Annotated in this window: 19 protein-coding genes; 8 read left to right on the top strand and 11 right to left on the bottom strand. The window is 46.7% G+C overall.

The features are described from left to right. Positions 1-199: 199 nt before the first annotated feature. Both ACJJI5_RS18375 and ACJJI5_RS18370 read right to left on the bottom strand, forming a co-directional pair. Positions 200-664, bottom strand: coding sequence for a Tse2 family ADP-ribosyltransferase toxin (locus ACJJI5_RS18375; RefSeq protein WP_445354876.1), 465 nt, complete (start codon positions 662-664; stop codon positions 200-202). Between the two features lie 263 nt (positions 665-927). Next, complete coding sequence (locus ACJJI5_RS18370) at positions 928-1,185, bottom strand: hypothetical protein (protein WP_444932504.1); 258 nt, start codon at positions 1,183-1,185, stop codon at positions 928-930. Between the two features lie 139 nt (positions 1,186-1,324). Between ACJJI5_RS18370 and ACJJI5_RS18365 the strand changes: the two genes are divergently transcribed. Further along, positions 1,325-1,663 (top strand): hypothetical protein, encoded by a 339-nt coding sequence (locus ACJJI5_RS18365; protein WP_445354875.1) that lies wholly within the window; start codon positions 1,325-1,327, stop codon positions 1,661-1,663. A 1,904-nt stretch (positions 1,664-3,567) separates the two neighbouring features. On the opposite strand, the gene ACJJI5_RS18360 is transcribed toward ACJJI5_RS18365, so the two are convergent. After that, on the bottom strand, positions 3,568-6,240 hold the full coding sequence (locus ACJJI5_RS18360; RefSeq protein WP_445354874.1) for a CBM96 family carbohydrate-binding protein: 2,673 nt from the start codon (positions 6,238-6,240) through the stop codon (positions 3,568-3,570). A gap of 307 nt (positions 6,241-6,547) precedes the next feature. On the opposite strand from ACJJI5_RS18360, the gene ACJJI5_RS18355 reads away from it, so the two are divergent. From ACJJI5_RS18355 to ACJJI5_RS18340, 4 genes are all read left to right on the top strand, one after another. Continuing rightward, on the top strand, positions 6,548-7,339 hold the full coding sequence (locus tag ACJJI5_RS18355) for a transposase (RefSeq protein WP_445354873.1): 792 nt from the start codon (positions 6,548-6,550) through the stop codon (positions 7,337-7,339). 845 nt (positions 7,340-8,184) lie between these two features. Beyond that, complete coding sequence (locus ACJJI5_RS18350) at positions 8,185-8,985, top strand: DNA adenine methylase (protein WP_445356328.1); 801 nt, start codon at positions 8,185-8,187, stop codon at positions 8,983-8,985. A 2-nt stretch (positions 8,986-8,987) separates the two neighbouring features. Then, positions 8,988-10,964, top strand: a complete 1,977-nt coding sequence (locus ACJJI5_RS18345; protein ID WP_445354872.1) for an ATP-binding protein — start codon at positions 8,988-8,990, stop codon at positions 10,962-10,964. A gap of 12 nt (positions 10,965-10,976) precedes the next feature. Further along, the gene (locus tag ACJJI5_RS18340) at positions 10,977-12,275 is read left to right on the top strand and encodes a hypothetical protein (RefSeq protein ID WP_445354871.1); all 1,299 of its coding nucleotides are present in this window, start codon (positions 10,977-10,979) and stop codon (positions 12,273-12,275) included. A gap of 802 nt (positions 12,276-13,077) precedes the next feature. On the opposite strand, the gene ACJJI5_RS18335 is transcribed toward ACJJI5_RS18340, so the two are convergent. The 3 genes from ACJJI5_RS18335 to ACJJI5_RS18325 form a co-directional block, all read right to left on the bottom strand. Continuing rightward, the gene (locus ACJJI5_RS18335) at positions 13,078-13,653 is read right to left on the bottom strand and encodes a hypothetical protein (protein ID WP_445354870.1); all 576 of its coding nucleotides are present in this window, start codon (positions 13,651-13,653) and stop codon (positions 13,078-13,080) included. After that, positions 13,650-14,516, bottom strand: coding sequence for a TIR domain-containing protein (locus tag ACJJI5_RS18330; protein WP_445354869.1), 867 nt, complete (start codon positions 14,514-14,516; stop codon positions 13,650-13,652). The genes ACJJI5_RS18335 and ACJJI5_RS18330 overlap by 4 nt, the downstream gene beginning before the upstream one ends. Before the next feature lie 113 nt (positions 14,517-14,629). After that, entirely contained in the window at positions 14,630-15,232 is a 603-nt protein-coding gene (locus ACJJI5_RS18325) for a hypothetical protein (RefSeq protein ID WP_445354868.1), read from the bottom strand. Positions 15,233-16,705: 1,473 nt separating this feature from the next. On the opposite strand from ACJJI5_RS18325, the gene csrA reads away from it, so the two are divergent. Next, positions 16,706-16,894, top strand: coding sequence for a carbon storage regulator CsrA (csrA, locus tag ACJJI5_RS18320; protein WP_444894824.1), 189 nt, complete (start codon positions 16,706-16,708; stop codon positions 16,892-16,894). Between the two features lie 122 nt (positions 16,895-17,016). On the opposite strand, the gene ACJJI5_RS18315 is transcribed toward csrA, so the two are convergent. From ACJJI5_RS18315 to ACJJI5_RS18300, 4 genes are all read right to left on the bottom strand, one after another. Further along, a complete protein-coding gene (locus ACJJI5_RS18315; protein WP_445354867.1) occupies positions 17,017-17,433 on the bottom strand; it encodes a DUF6746 family protein in 417 nt (138 codons plus the stop codon). Between the two features lie 405 nt (positions 17,434-17,838). Continuing rightward, the gene (gene bioA / locus ACJJI5_RS18310) at positions 17,839-19,143 is read right to left on the bottom strand and encodes an adenosylmethionine--8-amino-7-oxononanoate transaminase (protein ID WP_445354866.1); all 1,305 of its coding nucleotides are present in this window, start codon (positions 19,141-19,143) and stop codon (positions 17,839-17,841) included. A gap of 7 nt (positions 19,144-19,150) precedes the next feature. Next, a complete protein-coding gene (locus ACJJI5_RS18305) occupies positions 19,151-21,601 on the bottom strand; it encodes an ABC transporter permease (RefSeq protein WP_445354865.1) in 2,451 nt (816 codons plus the stop codon). After that, complete coding sequence (locus ACJJI5_RS18300; protein WP_445354864.1) at positions 21,601-22,323, bottom strand: ABC transporter ATP-binding protein; 723 nt, start codon at positions 22,321-22,323, stop codon at positions 21,601-21,603. Before ACJJI5_RS18300 ends, ACJJI5_RS18305 begins: the two co-directional genes overlap by 1 nt. A gap of 45 nt (positions 22,324-22,368) precedes the next feature. On the opposite strand from ACJJI5_RS18300, the gene ACJJI5_RS18295 reads away from it, so the two are divergent. Next, positions 22,369-23,037 carry an arylesterase gene (locus ACJJI5_RS18295; RefSeq protein ID WP_445354863.1) on the top strand — a complete coding sequence of 223 codons (669 nt, stop codon included), beginning with the start codon at positions 22,369-22,371 and terminating at the stop codon, positions 23,035-23,037. Positions 23,038-23,157: 120 nt separating this feature from the next. After that, positions 23,158-24,075: a tRNA 2-thiocytidine(32) synthetase TtcA gene (gene ttcA / locus ACJJI5_RS18290; RefSeq protein WP_444912358.1), complete on the top strand. Its 918-nt coding sequence runs from the start codon at positions 23,158-23,160 to the stop codon at positions 24,073-24,075. On the opposite strand, the gene ACJJI5_RS18285 is transcribed toward ttcA, so the two are convergent. Further along, positions 23,960-24,487: a hypothetical protein gene (locus tag ACJJI5_RS18285; protein WP_445354862.1), complete on the bottom strand. Its 528-nt coding sequence runs from the start codon at positions 24,485-24,487 to the stop codon at positions 23,960-23,962. The two genes, ttcA and ACJJI5_RS18285, sit on opposite strands and share 116 nt — an antisense overlap. Between the last annotated feature and the right edge of the window lie 99 nt (positions 24,488-24,586).

Here is a 24,586-nt window from a genome sequence, read left to right as displayed (position 1 = left end):
TTACAGTTATCGCTCCACTTATGCTTATACAATTCCGCAAGTGTTGTCGAAAGAGATAATAGTTGCATGGAATGCTCTCCACTGGAATCCACTTCCTCTTCTGTTGAAGAGGGATTATCTATTATCAACTTCATTCGATATATTTCTGACTCAGTTAGCTCGATCATGAGTGACAAATGTGAAAGACTTAGTTCCATAATTAATTCTCGAATATTATTTCTTTAGTAAGTTCATCTAAGAGTAAACAAAACTTAGCGACTGGCATATCCCAATGAGGCCGGATTGAGTAATGTGTAGCTTCATAACTTCTATTATATGAATCCTTCGTTATAACTAGGCCATGAGGGATTAGAATGTTTGGTGATAGCCTATAATAATCCCAACGAGAAACCGGTACTCCCAGTACATCAAATAATGAAACACCCCCTGAAGTACAGTCTACCCACCACTCACCATTGCTCCAGTATGTGTCTATGTCAGGATTTCTAATTTTTCCGTTAGAAAGCCTAAAAGACTTTAGTATAGGATACAAAACAGGCGATCCTCGATCAGCTCTACGCTGCCCTCTCCACAAATTTACGTCTAAATTAAATTCGGAGTCAAAAAGTTCACCAAGTTCCCTCTTTTTAATGAAGAACTCTTCTTCCTTCTTGTTTTTTTTCATAAATTCATTCCATTGAATATTTGAAATTGGTTTTATTTTAACGCCTTAAGTATAGTCACAAAGTGCCGAGACGGATAACCAGCCGAAGCTGAATATGCCTTAACTTGGTACGCCCTGCGTGAGTGTGAACTAATGAGGTGAAAGTCTCCTGCAGGAAGATCACCATTTAATGGACCCTATTAAATGCTAACTATTAGCGAATGACAACTAAGACACCATGAGGTTTGTGAAGGGCGGCAGCTAGGAACTACTTGCTATCCGATTTAGCTCTCGGACTGCCCGCCGGGCATGGGTTTAACGTTTATATCCACATTATCAGCAAAAGGCCATTTAATTGAAATTTGTTGTATAAAACTTCCTGCGTCACAAAAAGCGATTACACTTCCTTCAATGTTTTTTTCCCATGACACGCCATTCCAACTTGCGAAATCATAACATCCCGCTGCCGGTCCCATTTTAACCGCTACAAAATATAAACCTTCTAGTGAAGGGTTTCCGTCCTTCCATTCGATTTCTTGCATAAAACCCTCCTAAAATCTTGATCTAAACCTTTCTGCTTCTTCCGCTAATAATGTGGCTCAGCGCTTCATTCAGGCCTAACTGGACTGCAGTGAAAAGAACAAGCTTAAAGAGCTGATTGAGCTGTGGCGAGAGCGATTAATGGATATCGGTTGGTTTATGCGCTGCCTAAACGAATCTATTGCTCGCCAAGCCAACGCAGAAGACTGCTGTACTGGCCGCTTCTGGGAGGGCCGTTTCAAGTCTCAGGCGCTATTGGATGAAAGAGCCTTGGCTGCCTGCATGGCCTATGTCGATCTCAATCCTATCCGTGCCGATATTGCGAAAACCCCGGAGGACTCCGATCACACGTCCATTCAGCAGCGTGTTCGCGCTGTGATCTTGGTGAGCAGCCTAAAGAGCTACTACCGTTTGTGGGCGGCGAGCGCCTTAATATGCCGAAAGGGTTACCCTTTCAATTGGATCACTATTTGGCGTTAGTAGACTGGAGTGGCCGGCATTTAGACCCCAAAAAGCGCGGTGCCATTTCTCAAAAGACGCCCCCTATCCTTGAGCGGCTGGGCATCTCAACAAAACACTGGCTCTATCTTAATCGGAACTTTGAAAGCCGCTTTAAAGGCCTGGTGGGATCAGCAGAGGCCGTACGGCAAGCCTGTATTCAGCTCAATAAACGCTGGGTACATGGTATAGGCGACTGTCAACGTTTTCTTTCGGCAAGCCCTTCCTAATTCCCACCCCGCCTTTCGATATTATTCCTTCCGGCTTGGCCAAAACCACGCAATTTTCAAACCTCAAGCATAATTTTTCTGCATTTCTCCTTGCTCTTCACCAGACCAAGAGAAATGGCCTTCAAGGTGGAAGGCCTGTACTTTTTCCTGCGTCATATTTCAATCTGTGGGTGTCCTAGTGTTGCTGTTACCCCCAAAACACGAGTCGGAACGGAGGTGCCAATTTTGTAGTTCACAAAATTGAGAACCACAGTGGAGGTCCGGCCAGCTAGCTGGCTTTACGTAGTTTTATTTGCTATGCATTCTTGCATTTATATACTTGGTTTAAATTGAGTTTTAGCTACCAACTAAAGAAAGAGGCAATGCAAGAACAAGAATATAAACAGCTTTTGGATACCTGAAACCCACCCCCCCCGCGAAAATACCAACAAGAAGAGCTGCGATGTATTGAAGAGTAACTGATTCCGTTGAATTACCTGCTACTAGATATGAAAACATAAAAATCACAACAATGGACAATAGTGCGTAACAAACTCTCTCCTTCTGTGAATATTCACTATTCCTTTTCTTCAATCCTTTAAACATATCCGTAAAACCCTATTCATGTATAACGCCTCAATAACCGGCAGCTGGAACGAAGCGAAGCGCAGTGTAAGCTGTCCGGCGCCGAAGGCGCGTAGTTGATTGATTTGGTACGCCCAGCATGGGCGTAAACTAATGGGGTGAAAGTCCCCTATAGGAGGATCACCATTTAAAGGGTTCCATTAAATGCTAACTACTAGCGAATGGCAACTGCAACACTGTGAGGTCTTGTGGGGAGGAAGCCGCTAGCAAAACTACGAGCTGACGAATAGAAACATCATATAAGGCTTACCCTGGATGCGAGGTGGAAAAGGACATCGAAGCCATGTGGCTAATGGGCCGAGGTAATTATGTAGTCGTGTATTTAAAGTTCACGTTCTTATCTGGAGAGATCGGTTTAGCTTGCTGCTGTCTGCGTGACCAAAAAGTCAAAATAAGGCCCAACCTGCTAGCCCGATTCAGGAAGCCCACTTTATAGCCTACGTAGATCTCAAGCCGATCGGTGCCATTTCTCAAAACGCGCCCCTATCCTTGAGCGGCTGGGCATCTCAGCAAAACACTGGTTCTATCTCAATCGGAACTTTGAAAGCCGCTTTAAAGGTCAGGTAGGATCAGCAGAGGCTTTACGGCAAGCTTGTATTCAGCGCAATAACCGCTGGGTACATGGTATAGGCGACTGCCAACGTTTCCTTTCTGCAACGCCCCATTAATTCCCTCCCAACCTTTCGATGCTATTCCTTTGGGTTTTGGCCAAAGTTACGCAATTTTCAAACCTTAAGAATTATTTTTCAGCATTTCACCTCGTCCTACATCAGACCAGGAGAAATGGCCGTCAAGGTGGAAGGCCTGTACTATTTCCGATGTTATCTTTCAATCTATGGGTGTCCTATTGTTGCTGCAACTGCATATACAGCCATAGAAGCGGTAACACGCAGCTTGATAGAAAGAGAGTAAATTCTTAGTACTTGATTAAAATATAGCCTTATTCGCTATGTGACAGATTTCTCAGAGCCAAAGGCGAATTTGCCAGAGGCTCCCTAGGTTAATTAGAGTTATAAATCACATCTAAGCTTTTTAATTATCGTGAAGCCTTCTCTCAAGCTGAAACTGGTACAAGGAATCTATTGCTAATTTATCTCCCATGTTCTCCATGAGAATCAGGTCTTTAATTTCGTGATCACCGAAATATTTCTCACTATTATACCGGCCAATGTCTCCCTCCCCTCTTGTCCCTACAATTGCACCCAAACCGTTTAGAGAATCTGAAAGTACGATCCAAGGTGAGTTTACCCAGCGTGTTTGGTATGGGTCTTCACTTGTCTCACGGGCCCAGAAAGCAGCCTGTTTGTACTGTTTACCTTCAATATTCCAAAAGATTGATTGTATGGAGGTTCTTCCAGCTTCACGGCCAGCTCCTCCCGAAGCAGAGCGTGCTGTCGAAATTAGAAAGTCATTTGTTAAACTTACAGAGTCTATCAAATTGGACTGGCTAAACCACATATGGTAATCATTACCCAATTGGAAATCGTGCATCTCAAGCCCATTTCTATAATAACTCCCGCTAGCTACTGCTCCGAAGTTGCTATTGTAAATAACATTGCCTGAACTAAAACTCTTCAAGATACTATAACCATGTCGATGGTTTTTAGCTTCTACGCTACTCAGCAAGCAGTCATTAGCATTTATTAAAGTGAAAGCATAGCCATTTCCACCTTCCCCTAGATATTGAGAATTATTTACTTTTACATCCTCAATGGTTATGTTTTTAGAGTTTGAGATGACTATTCCATTTGAGAGAAAATTAAATGATTCTCCGTCGAGTACTGGATCAAATGTACTTACTGACTTGATCCAGCCGTCAACCAAATAATTTAAGTTAATTAAGCTTGAATTATGAGCATAATAAGCAGGACTCCCCTTCGTATTGTAATCACTATTTTTAAACCCTTCATTTTGTTGGTAAATATAGCTGACCCCATGATCGTTTTGTAATGGCATGTTACTAATTGATAGATCCTCAATTCCAATATTATTAATATGGGTGTTGGCTTTATATGCAATCGCGCCAGAACTTACAGCTAATGAATAACGGATAGGACTGTCTAGTGTTATAGAGCTTCCATTTATGCCTTCTATACGTCTTAAAAACCCGACACCCTGAACTCCATAATGATATTCGTATGATCTTTGTGGGTTTAAACTTATTTTGGCGCGATAATTTGTGTAGTCCACGCCGTCTTCCTCTCCCCAAAATCTCCACCAAGAGGCAGCTGCATGTGAGTCAATAAAGTTTCGTGTTGCAAAAGATCTAATAACGATATAGTCACCAGTTTTTAAGGAGTTCCCATTATAATTTAGGGAGCCATCACCTGAATTATAAGTACCTTCAAGTTCGATTGTGTTTTTTACTCCATAAACACTCGAAGCTAGTGGAATCGGCCTTGTATCGACTATCTCATAATACCTATTCCCCTCTTCATCTAACTGTTGATTAGTCCTTGTAAGCTTTGCCCAGTCCTGATCTCTATTTTTGGGCTTTACTCCAATTATGCTTTTCTTTCTCATGGAGTATTTTTCTTCTAGGTTACCAATAGTTGATTGAGTTCCCAAAAGGTAAGTTTTATTAACCCCATCTCCTTTTAATACAATGTCATCGCCCCATATCCAAATCACTTGATTTAAAGACACTCCTTCTGATTTTTCATAGTGACTTACCCAGAAGGGATCGCTAGTAACTGTATTTTCATTCCAAAAGTGCCTGGCATTTTCAAAGTATTTTTGAGCCTCTTTAAGACTTACTTGATATGGTTCTCCGTTACTCTTGCTAGGAAGGTAGACATAATGCGGATAACCCGTAGCACGCGCTAGAATAATTGCATGATCAATCGCTTTTTGAATGGCTATTGTATCGTCTTGCTCATCGCCGATGCCATGATAGTCGTTGACATTGAGAATGTTTGAGTCTAGATCTTCCACTTTTCTTTTGGGGATATTTAATCCCTGTTTATATCCGGCATATGAGAAGTCTTGTATAATTAAATCATCTTTAAAATTTAAGTTGGATTGGTCGCGGGTCACTAATTCATGAATTATATTGTTTTCACCTAATTTGATATCAAGTTTAGGCTTTAGTTCACTCGTTTCTGCTTCCAGTGAGGCTAAATGCAGCCAGTGGTTCGCGGTAGATCCACTAATTTCGTTTAGCTTCAGCTTAAGAACAACCTCTTTTGTTTTGGTGTTTTCAACTTGCCAATTTATTATTTCGGTTACATTAAATGAGTACCACTTCTTTGTTTTATCTACGTGTAATCTGTTGCGAAAATAGGAATTTTCTCTTTCCAGGTTGTCCCAGTTTGAAGTTTTGTCTAGGTTGTCGAAGTTACTTTTGTAGAGTTCAATATATTTTTCAGTGCCGGTTCCTGAATTAGAAACATATACTTTAAGTTCGGCTTTTTCTACTGGGTGATTAATCTCTGAAAAATTAAATTTTAAATATATTTCTCTTTTGAACCCATCAGATGGCGCCCACTTTGCCATCAGAATAGGCTCCGAGAAGTAGGTGTCACTAGCATAATCTCCACCTCGTATATAAGTATCAAAGGTTGGAAGCAGAGTTCCTGTACCATTTTTAGCGCTGAATTCAATGTAATCGTTGCCGTGAGATAGTTGACAGAGAAAAAAAGACAATGCTAAAAATTGTTGTAAGAAAAGTTTAGCGATTCTGAATTTGATACCATTTATTTTCACTTTAAAATGTTTCCTCGGAAAATTGCGATGTAGAACAATAGAAGCAGATCTTCGCTGGCATTTAATTAATAAATGCAGTTAGATCAGAATGGCACTAAGTTAAGCTCTAGTAGTTCAGGCTTGATCTGACAGTCACCAGGTTTTCAGAGAGTGCTCTGCCAGGTCAAATTCAGTTTACAGGTTTTTGTTTCCAGAAGGCCGTTTCTGGACACCCATCAAAGGTAGAGCTTAAGGCGTCACAGCTATTGACACAATACGGAAATCACAATAAAAGTACTGGATATTAAAACAGTTAAATCCATACCCTATGACCCAGCCTCGCCGCTCACAGATCTCACTTGATGCGACTCCGTACTATCACTGCGTCTCCCGCTGTGTACGCAGGGCGTTCCTTTGTGGAAGAGATACTCAAATAGGACGGGATTATGAGCACCGGCGCCAGTGGGTTGAGACTGGGATACAAAAGCTAGCTGCTGTCTTTGCGCTGGATATCGCTGCCTATGCGGTAATGAGTAATCACTACCATGTGGTGCTCTATATTGATGCTAAAACAGCCAAAACTTGGTCTGATACTGAGGTCATTTTCCGCTGGCAGGAGCTATTTCAAGCTTCTAATTTGGCTCAGCGCTTTATTCAGGGTGCCTCCCTGGATTGCAGTGAAAAGAACAAGCTTAAAGAGCTGATTGAGCTGTGGCGAGAGCGATTAATGGATATCGGTTGGTTTATGCGCTGCCTAAACGAATCTATTGCTCGCCAAGCCAACGCAGAAGACTGCTGTACTGGCCGCTTCTGGGAGGGCCGTTTCAAGTCTCAGGCGCTATTGGATGAAAGAGCCTTGGCTGCCTGCATGGCCTATGTCGATCTCAATCCTATCCGTGCCGATATTGCGAAAACCCCGGAGGACTCCGATCACACGTCCATTCAGCAGCGTGTTCGCGCTGTGATCTCAGGTGAGCAGCCTAAAGAGCTACTACCGTTTGTCGGCGGCGAGCGCCTTAATATGCCGAAAGGGTTGCCCTTCCAATTGGATCACTATTTGGCGTTAGTAGACTGGAGTGGCCGGCATTTAGATCCCAAAAAGCGCGGTGCCATTCCTTAAAACGCGCTTCCTATCCTTGAGCGGTTGGGCATCTCAGCAAAACGCTGGTTCCGGAACTTTGAAGACCGCTTCAAAAGCTTGGTGAGATCAGCTGAGGCTGTACGGCAAGCCTGTATTCAGCTCAATAAACGTTGGGTACATGGCATAGGTGATTGCTAACGTTTCCTTTCTGCAGCGCCCCACTAATTCCCTCCCGACCTTTCGATGCTATTCCTTCTGGTTTTTGGCCAAAATCACTAAGTTTTAAAGCTCAAACATAATTCTCCTGTAATTAACCTCTTCCAGCTCTAGACAGGAGAAATGGCCTTTAAAGTGGAAGGTCCGTACTACTTCCGGTGTCATCTTTCAATCTGTGGGTTTCCTGATGTTGTCGAGAATGGTTCCGTAGCCCTGGCCCAATGCATGGGTCCATTTTATCCGAGAAAACCCTGTAAACATTACCCAAAAGCCATCTGAAGTAAATAAATCTATCTCCTGACAAAGCGTACCCAGAAGCTATGTATAGCCTTCTAAGCCGCCTCCATTCACACCTAAAGGAAATAAAGTGTAGTGAATTAATCCCAAGTAGCCTGCACTATCAATTATTCACGAGTGGGGTAGCGGCCACGTGAGCGAATTACCTTGTAATTCAACTCAACTCCTTTCTTTATTAGATTTTCGAACTCTCTGCTCGTCGTATATTTTGCGTGAGCCGCCAAGTTTCTGCAAAATGGGTATAATACAGAAAGTGCCACTGAGCTGTACAATAAGTGATCAGCGTGAAGCCTTGAATTTGCTCTCGGTGTGATACTTAGTCGGGGAGGGCGTTATAATTGTGGCCAAATAACAACGGGGTTAGGGGATAGATCATTAAACCGTTTCTTAAATGGGCTGGAGGGAAGCGTTGGTTTGTGCACAAGCACTCGAGCCTAATTCCTCAGGAATTCAATAGGTATATTGAGCCTTTCCTTGGGAGCGGCGCCGTCTACTTCCATGTTGAGCCCGAGCGAGCCATATTGGGCGATTTAAATCAGGACTTAGTTGATACTTATATCGCTTTGCGGGAAAACTGGTCTTTGGTTCTTCGCTATTTGAGGCGGCACCACAACTTCCACTGTAAGGAGTATTACTACCAAGTTCGATCTGAGAAACCTCGCAGCATTTATACAAGGGCTGCTCGTTTTATATACCTTAATCGCACCTGTTGGAATGGGCTGTACCGGGTTAACCTCAAAGGTGAGTTTAACGTCCCAATTGGTACCAAAAGCAGTGTGATATTCCCTGATGATCAGTTTGAGGAAGTTTCACTCATGCTTCAGGGGGCGGAATTATTTCATACTGACTTTGAGGCACTGGTAGATGAGGCTGGACGTGGAGACTTACTATTTGTCGATCCGCCATATACTGTGAAACACAATCTCAATGGCTTTGTTAAGTACAATGAAAAACTGTTCTCATGGTGTGATCAAGAGCGGTTACTTATGGCTCTGGAGAGGGCTAGAAGGCGCGGTGCACAAGTATTGGCAACGAATGCATATCATGAGAGTGTAAGGAATCTTTATCAAGATAATTTTCAACTTATAGAGGCAAATCGAACAAGCACGATTAGTGGAGATGTAAGTAAGCGAGATAGTTTCGAGGAGTTAATAATTTATTCTGGAGGATAAAATTGTTTAATGAAACAGAAGGCTTCTTTGCTAAGGCCGAATATTTAGATAGCCCTTTTAGAGTGTTAACGGATTTTTTGGAGAAAGAGGTTAAGCTTGAAGAGGCTGGCAAATATGATGATATGCGGTTCGTCGGGTATGTTTTAGATCTTGGCTTTGAAGATGCAACCATCATCACCTCAGATCCATTCAAAAAGGCAGTAGGTGGTGTACCTAGGGGATCATATTTGATTATGGCTCCTGACTCTTTAGAAGGAATGCCTCCTCATTTTACCTTGTTGCGTGTAACTGCAACGGCCCCCACTCCCTTGTCAAAGGATGTTCAGCAAACATACTTTGAGCTGCACAAGAAGTCCATGCCGGATTTAGATATATGGACCAAGGGTGAATTGCAGTGGGGAGCGTTGAGTGCAAAGGTATTGGGAATGTACTTCCCTGATGGTAATGACTGCTCCGTTGTTAAATTTTCAGGTGATGTCAATAATGTCGTTAGTGCCCATAGGTATAAAGTATTTTCTCCGACTGACGAGCTTTTAGATATGATTGTCAATGGAATAGTTCGCAAGGAGAATCAGTTTGGTATCGGAAAGTTACGTTTAACAGAGTGTGATCTACCCTTTGCAAATAGTCCGAAGATAAATGTTCCTGTGAATGTATCGACGAACGACTTTCGAGGTTTTAGAACTGCGATGTTCGGGAAGACGCGATTGGGCAAGAGTAACGTAGTAAAGATAATCGCAAAGAGCATTATTGAAACCACTCAGGCTGATAGATCTGTTGGCCAACTCATATTTGATGTGAATGGTGAATATGCTAATGATAATCCGCAGGATGGGAACAAATCACTACGTAGTGCATATTCTGATCGCTGTGAAGTATATGCACTGTCCGAGCGTCCAGGCACTCCTTCGAAGCCTCTGAAACTCAATTTTTATGAGCAGCCTGACTCTTGTATGGGAATATTACGCTCTTTGTTAGAGCATCAATACAGGGGGACTCAATATGTTAGTAGTTTCTATAGCGCACAATTACCCAACTTGAACGAATTGAAGGGGCTTTCACCTGGAAGTGATAGAAGTCGGGGGGTGAGGAAGATACAGTTGTATTGGGCTATTTTGTCTAAAGCAGGATTTAAGGCTGACGAAGGTAGACTAAAAGCGTTGCGGCTGACAGCGGGTACTCCTCACGGGCCGTCTCATTTTGACCCCCACTTTAATAAGAAAGTGATTACTGCCGTTTATGGCTCAGAGGGAGAGTATCAGAGCCCAGCAAGTCTTGATGAGTTGGTTGCGCACCTTGAGAAGGTGCAGGAGTTTCGGTTAGCAAATAAGACGAATGCTGACTTGAAAAAATTGTTTGATGCTGATGATGAATCACTGCTGGACTTTTTCTCTCCTAGCATGGGCGGGGGACCTAAGATACTCCGTCCGTTCATGTCATATCACTCTCCGCATGCAGGAAACTTTGTTTATGAAATATTAGGTAGTTTAGATCATGGAAGGACGGTTATTTTGGACTTGGGTAACGCTGGGGATGAAATACGCCGATATTTTTCTGATCTGCTGTCCTCGGCAGTATTTAGTCATCAAGAGAAAAAGTTTACATCCAATAGTTTAGGTAAGCATTTTATTCAGTTGTATTTTGAAGAGGCGCATAACTTATTCCCTAAGGATGATAGGGAGGTGACTGGCGTATACGCTCGCTTTGCAAAAGAGGGGGCTAAGTTTCACATCGGAATGGTTTACTCAACTCAGTCTCCGTCCACAATTAATAGGGAACTCTTGGCTCAGACTGAGAACTTCTTGGTTGCACATATGTCCTCACAAGTTGAGGTTGATGCGTTAGCAAAACTTCAGATTCAATTTAATGGTCTTCAGGCTGATATTTTGAGAACCAGAACACCAGGTTATATGCGTATGATTACGTTTTCTCATAGATTTGTTGTTCCCGTTCAGGTAAATAAGTTTGAGGTGGTATAAAGAGGATTTGTTATGCCCTATAAACCTGGGACTCGGCTATCTGGAGAAAAGGCAAGTAAACTAGGTCACTTGGATGTGGTTAAAAGCGAGTTAGTCATAGAATTGATTAAACAGTTTGAGACTGCAGAACCAGCGAAGGTTGAAAGTGAGTCGAAATGGGAGGTAATTAGTGGTGGAGTAGAGCCACTTCGTTTGGTTTTTGCTGTTGACGGTTCCAAGCAAACAATTCGATCAGATGTTCCCCCGTATAAAGAATTATCGTTTGTGAAAACAGCCTTGCTAAGGCTCGATCAGCATGCTCTCAATAAATTGGATCAAGTTGCTCCTCACCCTATGGCCCTAAGAGATATTATGTCTGATTCAGCCATGTATCATGCAACTGTATTGCCATTGAAGGGAGTGAAAATAGAAGGGAAGAATAATTATCACGCTGTACGAGGAATTATTTTTGAATCCATTAAAGATGCCTCATTAAATGCTGAGCCATATAAAACCTTAAAGTGGTTGGCCTATGAAAAGTGGACTGGTCAATCTAATCGATCGCCCAATTTTCAGTGTCCGCACTGCGAGAAGGGTGTGAACGGCCTTGAATATGATTCAGATACAGGCGTCTGCGAACATTGTGGCGGTGATTTATACCTGACTGATATGATTGGTTTTCACCTTGAAATGGGGGAAGATGTAGCCCCTGAATCCATCGCTACTTCATATATGTTAATCCATGAGACTCTTCTGTTATTTACAGGGATTAGATACTTTTGGGAAACCGATAAGTTGAATGTGCTGTCTCAATCACTTTTTATTAAAGATGGCCCGTTAACATTAAGGAGTCAGTATTCTAAGTTGGCGATCCCAATTAGGCGCTTATTTGAATACGCTAAACGTAATGGTATTACCCTAAATGTAATGGGGCAGGAAAAGACTGGTTTATTTGTAGATCATCTGGATGTGATTTCTAGGCAGGCTCCGGACAAGTCAGTTTTCGCACCGTCAAACACATATATTCGCAAAGAGGTCCAGTATAGTTCTGAGCGTTCTGAACCCTATGGCCTTAGAACAAACTATGGGAATAAGGTATTCGTTAATCTAGATCGATACCATCATATGGTAATTAGTGTACCTACGGGGGAGTACAAAGATACGGAATCTTTGGATGACTTTATTGGTTTGCCACGAATCCTAGCCACATTGCCCGCTTTGGTCAGTTATAGGCATGAGTGTGCTTTGGTGCCTGTGGAGTTGGCTAATGGAGTAGCATCGTTATCGAGTTATCCCTCTGCGGCTATTTTGAAAGTATTCTCAGAGCAATGATGCAGCGTTGCTTTCCAAAAGGCATGGAAATTGGCAAGATACCAAAAACACTGCATTGACAATGCAGTGTTTCGAATTAACACTCGACCAAGAAAGGGGTTAAATTACTTGAGTCTATTGGAATTTCTTGTGGGTAAGTGTGTGTCACTTATGTTAGTAATCTAGCATTAAATTCAAAGGCTTAACTATTTATACTTTTCGGGATTTAGATGGGCAAGGGAGCAAAGGAGTTACAAACTTTTCTGCAAGCCCCGTTATTTCTGGGGGTGCTATTGAGTGTAAGTAAATGCAGAATCATGAGGGGTGCTTAGCACCCCTGTTTTTTTTGGGGGGCGTGTCTCATTTTCCACAGCGGCCCCTTATCTCCATTCGATCTTTAATTGGTCTGGATTGTCGCTAAACGCTCAGCTAGCTTTTTATTAACTCGTTGATTTTTTGAGCGTTTCCCGGGTGGCCGTTTTTGGACCCCCAAAAAAGGTATTTCTGGACCCCATCAAGGGCAGAGGCTGTACGGCAAGCCTGTATTCAGCTCAATAAACGCTGGGTACATGGCATAGGCGATTGCCAACGTTTCCTTTCTGCAATGCCCCTCTAATTCCCTCCCAACCTTTCGGTTTGGCCAAAATCACGCAATTTTCAAACCTAAAGTATAATTTTTCAGCATTTCACCTCGTCCGAACCAAATCAGGAAAAATGACCGTTAAGGTGGAAAGCCTGTATTATTTCCAGTGTTATCTTTCAATCTGTGGGTGTCCTATTGTTGCTAGTGTTGGCTTACTAGCAGTCGGGCGTTAGTATTTTCCTACTCGTGCTGAAGATAAAACCATTCAATTTCATCCATAATCAAATCACCTGGGTCATCTCCGCGCTCTTTGATATAAAGCATTTCTTCTAGCTTATCCTTGGTGATAAATAGAATAACCTTGCCTTCCTCGGAGTAAATGGTATTTCGTTTAATGTGTGCCTGACCAACAGGCGATTTGTTTGAACATATAATACCAAGCTTACCCATTGCCCTATTTAGATAATTTCGTGTTTGATTTACCTCGTCTTTTCCTATATCGGTTCGATCATAATTTTTGAATTCAAACAAGATGAGTCGAGCTTCAAGCTCTCTGTAAATCTTTGCCCATACATTGTCGCCAATATCTTGCCTGTTTGGGAAAACAGCACCCATCCTATCAATTCCAGAATAACTTCTAGGCTGAGTCTTCGGTGAAGACAAAGGAGGAACAAAGAGATACGTTAAAATCTCAGTACAAACCGCTTCAAAATCACTCCAACCTGCTTGGCCTGCTTGGCCTGCTTGGCCTGCTTGGCCTGCTTGGCCTGCTGGGACAGCATTGAGCCTGCTGACCATATCGGCAATGTCTGTCATAGAGCACCTCTATGACCAAAGAATTCATCGACTATTTTAGGGTGTTTAAGTATAAGCTGCTTTAATTTAATGCCATCCACAACAGTAATGGATGTTCGTTTTTCTTTCTCATTAAATTCAAGCCATTCAAGAGCGGTAGATGTTAACTGGCCATTTGTTATCAAGACTCCATTCACATCCATGGAGCGATCTTCTAGATAGTAACTCAACTGTTTCAATGAGCTAATATCTGCTCTAGAGTTTTTGTTGTACTTTATTTCAATAGCCCAACTAATAAAGCTGTTACCCCCGAAAGGGTTTCTGGTCTTGGTTTTGGCAAGTATGTCGAATCCCATATCATGTCCGAAACCCTGCTCTTCGATATCAAAAAAGCGAAGCTTTCTTAGTAAGACAATTATTAAGTTCTCAAAATCACGCGAAGAAAGGAGGTTGAAGTCTACCTTTGGAACATTGGCTAAATAGGTGATCAACTTTTCAATAGATCTTTCTGAGTACTTTTTTGTCGAATGACTATAGCTTTCATTTTCTAAGAAAAACGAGACCTGCTCACTTGAAGGATTAACAAATCTATTACGCCCTAAGTATACTGGTATTACTAAAATGCTCCGACTCTTGAGCTTGTACTTAAGGGTTTTGTTAAATTCACGACGAACCCACTTTCTTTCATAGTCGTCCTCGGGCATCAATAGCAAAACTACGTCTGAAGACTTCACACTGTAAAGAATATGGTGTAACCACTGATCAGCAAATTCAGCTTCAAAAGAATCCATTACTGGGGAAAGCCCTTCGCAGCTTAATCTATCAGCCAGTTCATGAGCTATTTCCCTTTCTCTATGAGTACTTGATATAAATATTCTGCTCATTTCATACTCTTAACATTAATGTCAACTTGATTACTTAGCACCGCGATAATCGACAGGCCGTGCGCTGTCTGTCCGGCAGAGGGCTTTAGCCCGGAGCGAAATTTATCGCCTTTTTAAGCGAGTTCAAAAGCCGCTCCTTCTATTGATCTAAGCGGTCCAACCTCGTATTTCTCAATCCCACTTGCACTTAGCCGGGCAAGATGAAGTTGATTATATTTTTTGAAATAAGCTGGAAACGAGCTATCCGATGCGATCTGATGTACATCATCTAAATAGCCTAGATAATTATCTATCTTATTCATCGAGTTATCACTATTTTGAAGCCCTCGGAAAGACTGAATTTTGCTATCCCATATCGCATAGATATTAGGATTAATGAAATGCAACAGCTTCGAAGCTCCAACTAAAGATCGCATGCAACTCGCAATTGCCTGTATATTAATACTTTGATAGTCATGCTGAGTAGCATTTGATGCACAATTTGCTGCGGCGACTGCATTTGTAAAACTTGCAGGGTCTAAACGCAATACCCTCGGCATCCACCCATACACCATTAAAGACAAACGTCTGAATTCAGTAGGTCCTATTGGTGTGGCACTATTCGCATAGCTAAGAATATCTGGATAAGTTGATATATATGTATGACTGCGCAAATCTGTTATTGGTTTGTTTTCAGCCATTCTTGCTAACACTGGCTGTATATTATGTAGGTTCACTCAATCTCCCTATCGCTTAACGCTCCGTAATACGGGCAAAATTGGAGCGCACAGGAAATTTTGTCCCTGTGCCTGCGGTTGTTAAATTTTCGTACAAAGGACTTAAGGCAGGGCCCTGGATACAGCCAGAATGATTAATTTCCACAAAGGGTCCTCAAGTACATAAATGCCGATGGCAAAAGCTATCTATCCTACTAATATCAGGGCGGTGTCCAAGGTGAAGAAACCTCGTATTTGCGTTGCTGTATTTTTCACTGTTTTTTCAACTTTACCTGTCATGATGCCCACCTCTCTTCTTCGCCATAGGCTTGGTTGATTGGCTTGTATCCAGTGACCCTGCTCCGCGGACTACGCGTCTAGCTCTAATTCCTCTGCTTTATCCACATTAAACTTAACCGTGTATTTGAAGTCAGCTGTATTATATTACCAGTCAATATATTCCATGAGTAGAAAACCCCTCTAGCTAGAAAAAAATAAATCAGTATGTTAGCTAGCATCAGTGGAAAATTACTCTAGTGGATATGTTGCGGCTGCTCTTATTTATCGATATTGCCAGTACATAAAAGTAACAAAGTGTATATAAAAGCAGCAAGCTCAACCGTTATGGGTGATATTTACCTAAGACTATCTATCAAATCAGAGCGCTTGTAGGATATTCTGGTGCAACCCTTTTAAATAAGGTTTGTCGTAACAGAAGGTTTCGATCTTAATGATGGGGTAAAAGAACACCATCACTCCCGATAGAATGCCTACCCTAATTCCATAGCAAGATGTTAAAAGTCTGCTAGATATTTAGGCAATCGAGAGATCTGTTCTATTACTATGGAGGAGGTATTTCAAGTAGCAATATAGCTATTATTTTTTGAGTTCTGACGTGAAAAGCAGTTGAGAGTACTAATTTAAGTCGTCACTTTTATGTGTGACTGAATTTTTTCTAAGTGTGAATAATCAAAAATATAGGCACAAAAATAATCTTATTAGATTTTATTAGGATTGTTTTAGTGTCAAAGCCACGTAAAATCGATAGATATTTATTGGTAGTTTGGCTGCGGTTAAGAAGCTATCTAAAGGCAACAACCAAAGCCGCTCGGTTCAAGAGTCTCGAGAGAATCAAGAACCCAAGAATTTTCTAAAGACCACCCCTTAAAAGGAGAACGGTAGCGTGAAGTAAGAAACAGTAAAAGGCGCTGACCCAAGGTGCTGGAACACCTGGGGCCAGCTAACCAAATTGATAACAGTCCTATCAAGATGGCTATATGCATAGTACGCTAGAAACCCGCTCGTCTTCAATAAAGTGGAGCACAATCAGCGGCTTGGAGAGTTTCCCCAGGCCCTGGGGGCGTTGCGTCTGCCTTTTCTTTTTCTATGCCTACCGTTCTCGCGCACCTCCTCGTAGTTACTCAAAACATTTCTATTCAAGCTTTCCTTTTGTGGAAGGTCTACCTATGGTTTGAGTATCAGTAGGAAACCAATATGTTGATTTTAAAGCGCCGTACAGGCGAAAACTTATGGATTGGAGCGAATGTCTCAATCACAGTATTAGAAGTTAAGGGCAATCAGGTAAAGATAGGAATAATTGCTCCAAAATCCCTGCCAGTACACCGCGAGGAGATTTATGTGCGGATCAGACAGGAAGGAAATCTGGTCAGTGGGAATCGTTGAGAAGTTGATCGAGATTGTGGCGGGGTGGTGTTGCTATGAAAGCGCTAACTACTGTTAGTTAGCGCTTTCAGTCGAGCCTTTCGCTGCGGATAGAGACAGGTTAAGCTCGGAAGTGATCTGTATTAGTGATGTTTATGCTTAAATCCAGCTTCAAACTTTTCTGCTAATTTAAAGTAGTGATTCAGATCCTTGCGGGTTTTTTCTGGGCGGTTGTTTTCGGAATTAATGTGGATGTTCTCCACAACAACGGCGATGTCTTTTGCCAGCTTCTGTCTTTCGCCTTTCAGGTTCTCAGCGAAATACTCAACACTTTTTTCGAGGGTGTAGGTGATGACATGAATCTGGTGAAGTTCAGCAGGATTCAGCTTTTGCTTGCTTTTAATTTCTGCTGTTTTCTCAATGAAAATCTTCTTGGCATCCTTCATAGAAGTAACGTCCGCTACTTTGAGATGCTGGATGGGCTTTTCGCCTGATGCAGGGCTAGCTTGAGCAGTGGTAGCAAAAGTAACAGCAAAAAGTAATGCAATTAAAGTTCTCATCTTTCCTCTCTAACGCCCAAACTTTAAGGGTTGATAAGGCATTGATCGGGCGAGGTGAATGCCTAACATTTATCAGTGATCATTTTGACCACTTTGATCGCTATCGTAAATGAGGATAACTATCATTAACATTCATGATACAGGAATTTTTAGGTGCTCAAAACATTTGTCGCAAAAATTGCGATCAAGCTGATCGAAATTTGTAAGGAATAAGAAAATTGAATCTGGAAAGAATGCGCAGGGGAGGGGGCAACGGAGGTTTTTAGCCAGGAGGAGGCGCCCCCGTGATTTGGAGTTTGATCTGTTAACCCTCTCTTCGCGGTAGCAAAGAGAAGGTTATTTATAGGATGAGTCGGTTAGTTCGGGATTATTGAGACCGGCTTCACAAATTAATTGGTACGGAGGCTAGGAAATCTCTCCCAGTACATCAACCATCGCCGAAGTTAATTGGCTGAGGTCTTCTTTCGAAATCACATAGGGCGGCATGGCGTAGACCAGTTTGCCGAAGGGGCGCAGCCAAACTCCGCGTTCGATTAGGGCTTCCTGCACTTTGGCCGTATTTACCGGCTCGCGCATTTCCACCACGCCAATTGCTCCTAGGGCTCGAACATCGGCGACACCCGGTGCGGATTTTAATGGGGCTAGCTGTTCGGTCAGCTGCTGCTCGATTGCGGTTACTCGCTCCTGCCAGGGTCCGCTGAGTAGCAGTTGAATACTGGCATCGGCGACGGCACAAGCCAGGGGGTTACCCATAAAAGTGGGGCCGTGCATAAAGACACCGGCTTCGCCTCGGCAAATACCTTCAGCTACTTTATCGGTACAAAGGGTGGCGGCTAGGGTCATGGTGCCGCCGGTGAGGGCTTTGCCCAGTGTGAGGATATCCGGGGTGATATCGGCGTGTTCACAGGCAAATAACTTGCCGCTGCGGCCAAAGCCGGTGGCGATTTCATCGGCGATTAATAGCAGATCGTGCTCGTCACAGAGCTCGCGTACACGGCGCAAATAATCGGCAGAATAAAAACGCATGCCGCCAGCGCCCTGGACGATCGGCTCTAAAATAATCGCTGCCAGTTGATCGCGGTTTGCTTCCACTTGCTGGCGCAGTTCGGCGATATCACTGTCACTACAGGTGTTGCCAAAGGGAACCTGCGGAGCGGGGGCGAACAGGTGCTGGCTCAGTTGCCCTGCAAACAGGTGATGCATTCCGGTGACCGGGTCACAGGTGGCCATGGCTCCGAATGTATCGCCGTGGTAACCGTTGCGCAGGGCAAGCAGTTTGCTCTTCTGTGGTTTTCCCTGGGAGTGCCAGTATTGAATGGCCATCTTGATAGCCACTTCCACAGACACTGAACCGGAGTCAGCCAGAAATACCTGGTTGAGGCCGGGTGGAGTGATTTCCACTAATTTCTTGCACAGCTCGATTGCTGGCTCGTGAGTTAAACCCCCGAACATCACGTGGGACATTTTGTCCATCTGATTGCGCATGGCCTGGTTTAGCTCGGGCACATTGTATCCGTGCAGGGCACTCCACCAGGAGGACATACCGTCGATCAGGCCGCGCCCGTCTTCCAGATAAAGTCTTACCCCCTCGGCCCGCGCTACCGGATATACCGGGGGCGGGTCGATCAGGGAGGAGTAGGGATGCCAAATATGTTTGCGATCGAAATCCAGGTCCATAAAAACTACATCTTTATTCTCAAGAGCCGACATTCATCAGTTAGGCCAGTTCGCGCAGTACTCTGAGCGGGGGCTGGCTGATCGAGCTGTAACAGGCCAGGGTACCGGCGGTGCCAACCAGTACTGCACCGGTGAGTGGTCCGGTTAGCCAAAGGACTGGGTGTAATATCACCGGCAGTTCAAAGACCCAATAAGACAGCACCGCCAAGGTGGCTTCAGCACCGATAGCCGCGAGCAAACCGGCGGCAAAACCCAGTAGGCCAAATTCCAGTATCAGGCTTCTCAGCAACAAGCGCCTGCGGCCTCCCAGTGTGCGGATAATTGCCGCTTCCTGCAATCGCTCGGCGATACTGGCGCGGACCCCGGCGATTAATACCAGAACCCCGGCAACCAGCATCAGGGCCATCACCGATTCGATAGCAAAGGACACCTGGTTAATGGTGTCGCGGATACGCTGGATGATCTTATCCAGCTCTATCACGCTGACGCTGGGGAAGGCGCGAACCAGGTCGTTGACCAGTAGCTTGTCCTCCGGTGGGAGGTAAAAACTGGTGATATAGGTAGCCGGGAAATCATCGATAGTGCCCGGTGCAAATATCATATAGAAGTTGGGGCGCATGCTGTTCCAGTCCAGCGAGCGGAAGCTGGCTACCGGGGCTTCTACTTCCAGTCCGCCGATGGAAAAGCGCAACTGATCTCCCAGTGATAGGTCCAGCTGGGCTGCCAGCTCCACTTCTACGGAAACACCTTCGCTGGCCTTGTCCCACCACTCGCCTTCCAGGATGCGGTTGTCCGGCGCCAGGGTATCGGTGTAGCTAAGGTTTAACTCCCGGCGAACGCCACCGGGGCGATCTTTTTTCTCTTTTATCGAGACGCCGTTAATCGCCACTAAACGGCCGCGCACCATGGGGTAAAACTCGGTGCTGCTTACCTCGCCCTCTGCCAGCATATTTTCCATGGTTGGAACATCGTGGGGGGCGATATTCAGGAGAAAGTGGTTGGGGGCTTTTTCCGGTAATTGCATTCGCCATTCGTCTACCAGGGCGGTGCGGGCAAAGACCATGGCCAGCATGGCCAATAATCCGGTGCCAAAAGCGGCAATCAATAGAGTGTTGAACGCGGCGCGGCGTTGCAGGCTGCCCAGGGCAATACGCCAGGCGCCGCCCAGGGAGGCCAGCTTGCCGCGCACCAAGAGGCGGTTGACCAGGGCGCTGCCGGCTACCAACAGGAGCATGCCGACAAACAGGGCGAGCGTCATGAGCAGGCTGCCGGACAGCCACCAGATTAGAAGCAGCATGGCGCTGGGGCCGAGAATCAGCCCGAGCCATTCGCGTCTATCCGGATTGCTCCAGTCGTGCCTCAGGGTTTGCATCGGATCTGTGCGCGCCAAACGGAAAAGCGGCGGCAGGGCGAAGCCCAGGGCACAGGCGAGGCCGGTGGCGAGTCCAATCAGCAGTGGGCTCCAGCTGGTGGCCGGGGGCTGAACCGGGAAGAACCCTTCCATCAGGTTGACCGCCTGGCTCTGGATAAAGGTGCCCAGTGCCAGCCCGATAGCAGTGGCAATCAGGGTGAGGGCGGCCAGCTGCCCCAGGTAGATACCGAGAATTTTGTTGCGCCCGGCACCGAGGCTTTTCATTACGGCTACGTAGGCGCCGTGGCGGAGTCCGTAGCGTCTGGCTGCTAGGCCAACGGCGACGCTGGCGAGCAGTACGGCCAGGCTGGCGGCGAGAAACAGGAATGACTCGGCTCTATCCAGAGCAGAGGCAACCCGGGGCTGGCCTTCGCGCAGGTCCAGAATCCGCTGGTGTTCAGTCAGTTGAGGTTTGAGCCAGTCAAAGTAATCTTTCAGGACTTGGTCATCGCCGGCAAACAGGTAGCGGTAGCGCACTCGGCTGCCGGGCTGGATCACACCTGCGGCGGGCAGGTCGGCGGTATTGGCTAGCAGTCGCGCACCCATATCAAACAGGCTGGTACCCCGGTCGGGTTCCCGCTCCAGTATGGCTGTCACTTTCAATTGGGTGTCGCCGAGGGCGATAGGATCACCGAGCTGGATTCCCATCAATGGCAGAAGGCGGGACTCCACCCAGGCTTCTCCCGGGGGAGGTCCTTGCGGTGCAATTTCCCTTGGGCCTTCCGGGGACTTGCTGATTTCCAGTTGTCCCACCAATGGATAGCCTTTGTCGACGGCTTTGACCGAGACAAACTGGAACTGGTCGTTGGCGGAGATCATGGATGAAAACTGGACTATCTGGCCCTGTTCCAATCCCTTTTTGTCGGCTTCCTCCAGCCATGCGCTATCCACGGGTTTGCTGCTGCGCAGCACCCGCTCTGCGGCCAGGAAGGTGAGGGATTGCTGCTCCATGGCCCGGGTAAGGCGGTCGGTGAAATGGGCGATCGCAGTGACACAGGTAACAGCCAAAACCAGGGCCGAGGCAATCAGTGCCAACTCGCCACCGCGCCAGTCCCTGAACAGCAGTCTGAGTGGCAGCATCAGGCGGACACCTCCGACAGGTTGTCTCCGTCGATAAGCGGAGCGTAGGTATCTACGGCGCCTGCCGACATATGCAGGTGGGAGGCACAGCGCTCTGCCAGTCGCTGTTCGTGAGTCACCAGCACCAGGGTGGTGTCAGATTCTTCGTTCAGTTTAAACAGCAGGTCGATAATTTTGGCACCGTTGCCGGCGTCGAGGCTGCCGGTGGGTTCGTCGGCAAAGAGGATGGCATCTTTGCTGCTAAAGCTGGCAAAGGCCCGGGCAATGGCCACCCGCTGTTGCTCACCGCCGGATAGCTGGCGCGGGTAGTGGCGCAGTCGCTGTTCCAGGCCCACCCGGGCGAGAAACTCTTCCGCCCGCTTGGCGGCGCCCCGCTCACCGCGCAATTCGCTCGGCAGCATCACATTTTCCAGGGCGGTGAGGCCGGGCAGCAGTTGGAACGTCTGGAATACAAAGCCCACGCTGCGGGCGCGCACCGCGGCGCGCTGCTCTTCGTCCATGGCGGTGATCTCGTCCCCCGCCAGCCAGATCTTGCCCTCGGTGGGTTTGTCCAATCCTGCCAGCAGGCCGAGCAGGGTGGACTTGCCGGAACCTGAGGCCCCTGTCACAGCGAGGCTCTCGCCGCGGGCGACTTTCAGGGAGATATTGTTTAATAGGGTCAGTGGCCCTTCGCTGGTGGAGACCCTGTGATAGAGGTTTTCTGCCGTGAGAATGGCGGACATACTGTATTCCCTTTGCGGATACGCGAGATTTTTGGAGAGTATGACATGACAACAGCCTTTTTTCGGCAGTTACTGACTCGGTTCGGCTTGGTGCTGATGCTGTCGGTCCCCAATCTGGCACTGAGTGCCAACAAGCCCGGCACTCTGCTCGTATTAGGGGATAGCATAAGTGCGGCCTACGGTATCGATGAGGAGCTGGGCTGGGTCAATCTGTTGCAAGAGCGCTTGCAGGAGAAGGGGCGCCCGGTGAAGGTCGTCAATGCCAGTATCAGTGGGGAGACCTCCGCAGGCGGCCTGACCCGGCTGCCGCGCTTGATGGAAGAGCACAATCCCCAGTGGCTGATAGTCGAGTTGGGGGGTAACGACGGTTTGCGCGGCTACCCACCCCAGAGTTTGCAGCGCAATTTGCAGCAGATGGTCAAGCTGGCTAAGGATTCCGGGGCGGAGGTTCTGCTGTTGGGGATGCGTATCCCGCCCAACTACGGTCGCGCTTACACCGAGGCTTTTGCCGCTGTATTCCCCAAAGTGGCCAAGGCCGAAGAAGTCGCCCTGGTGCCTTTCCTGTTGGAAACCGTGGCCCTGGAGCAGGGCGCTATGCAATCCGACGGTATCCACCCCACCGCCAAGGCGCAGCCGGCCCTGCTGGATCATGTCTGGCCTTGCGTGAAGTCCCTGTTGGGGGAGACGGCGGCTGGTGAGTCGTGTACTCCGTGATCGAAATGCGTACAATCGCGCCCCCAGGAACAGGAAAGCCTGGCTCTGGTCCCAAAGTTTAAGGTTTTGTGCCGGTACTCTGGGCCCGGTCACTGGTCGCGAATGAGTTAGAGAGACACCATGCCCGAATTGGAAAACCGCCGCGAGCGGCTCGAGTTTAATAAGCTGCAAAAGCGCCTGCGCCGCCATGTGGGCCGCGCCATCGCCGACTTCAACATGATTGAAGAGGGCGACAAGATTATGGTCTGTTTGTCCGGCGGTAAGGATTCCTACGCCATGCTGGATGTGCTGCTGAATTTGCAGAGGACAGCGCCGGTTAACTTTGAACTGGTGGCGGTCAATATGGACCAGAAGCAGCCGGGTTTCCCCGAGCATATCCTGCCGGAATACCTGCAGTCCCTGGGTGTTCCCCACCATATTGTCGAGAAGGATACCTACTCGGTAGTGAAGGAAGTGGTGCCCGAGGGCAAGACCACTTGCGGGCTCTGTTCCCGTCTGCGCCGTGGCACCCTGTATGGCTTTGCTGAAGAAATTGGCGCCACCAAGGTGGCATTGGGCCATCACAAAGACGATATCGTCGAGACCCTGTTCCTGAATATGTTTTACGGTGGTCGCCTCAAAGCGATGCCGCCCAAACTGCGCGCCGACGATGGCCGCAATATCGTAATTCGTCCGCTCGCCTATTGCCGCGAAGAGGACATCGCCCAGTACGCCGAGTACAAGCAGTTCCCGATTATTCCCTGCAACCTGTGCGGCAGCCAGGAGAACCTTCAGCGCCAGGCGATCAAGCAGATGGTGCGGGAGTGGGATAAGAAATTCCCGGGCCGCAGCGAGAATATTTTCGCCGCGATTACCCGGGTGTCCCCGTCACAATTGGCGGACAGGGACCTCTACGATTTTGAGAGTCTGGAACTGGATCGCTCTACGCCGTCGGCTGTCGAGCGTCCTGACCATTCAATCCAGCGCCAGGTGAATTCTTGGGAGCCTGAGGATGCTCAGGAAGTGGAGCCCCAGTATATCGAGGCGCTGAATCTGTAGGATCTGCACCGCTGACCAGTTGCGCGTAGCTGCATTCAAAGTCCCGGGGACTGGCACTGGGCCCGTGGTGAAAGTGCTGATGCCAGAGGCGCGCCATATTGGCCACGTCTGAGGTTTCCTCGTCCTGGATCTTGTGCACCTCGGCCGACCTGTAAATCAGCCAGGCGATGGCTGTGGCATAGCGCAGGTTGGTGGTCAGTTCGCTGTGGGGGTGATCGAGAAAATCCCGCTGGCTCGCCAGCCCTCGCACTTTTGAGGCGAGGCTTGGGTGATCGATCAGGTATTGATCCCAGATTTCCCGGTGGGTGTGGGGCTGGATTTGGTAAATACCCAGCCCGTGGCGCCGTCCCTGTTTGAGGTGGAAGCCCAATTGCGACTCCTGGGCGGCGGTTCCCAGAAGGAGATTCTCCATGCCCTGGCTCCAGGCTCTCAAGTGCTTGAGGGTTGGACGGATAACCTGGAGTCGGAGCTCGTCCAGACAAATGCCCATAGTGTTGTCTTTTTTTCTGTA

This window comes from Microbulbifer maximicatervae (SeqCode), from assembly GCF_052467955.1.
Note: the sequence above shows the minus strand (reverse complement) of the source record. Positions and strands in the feature narration are given on the sequence as shown.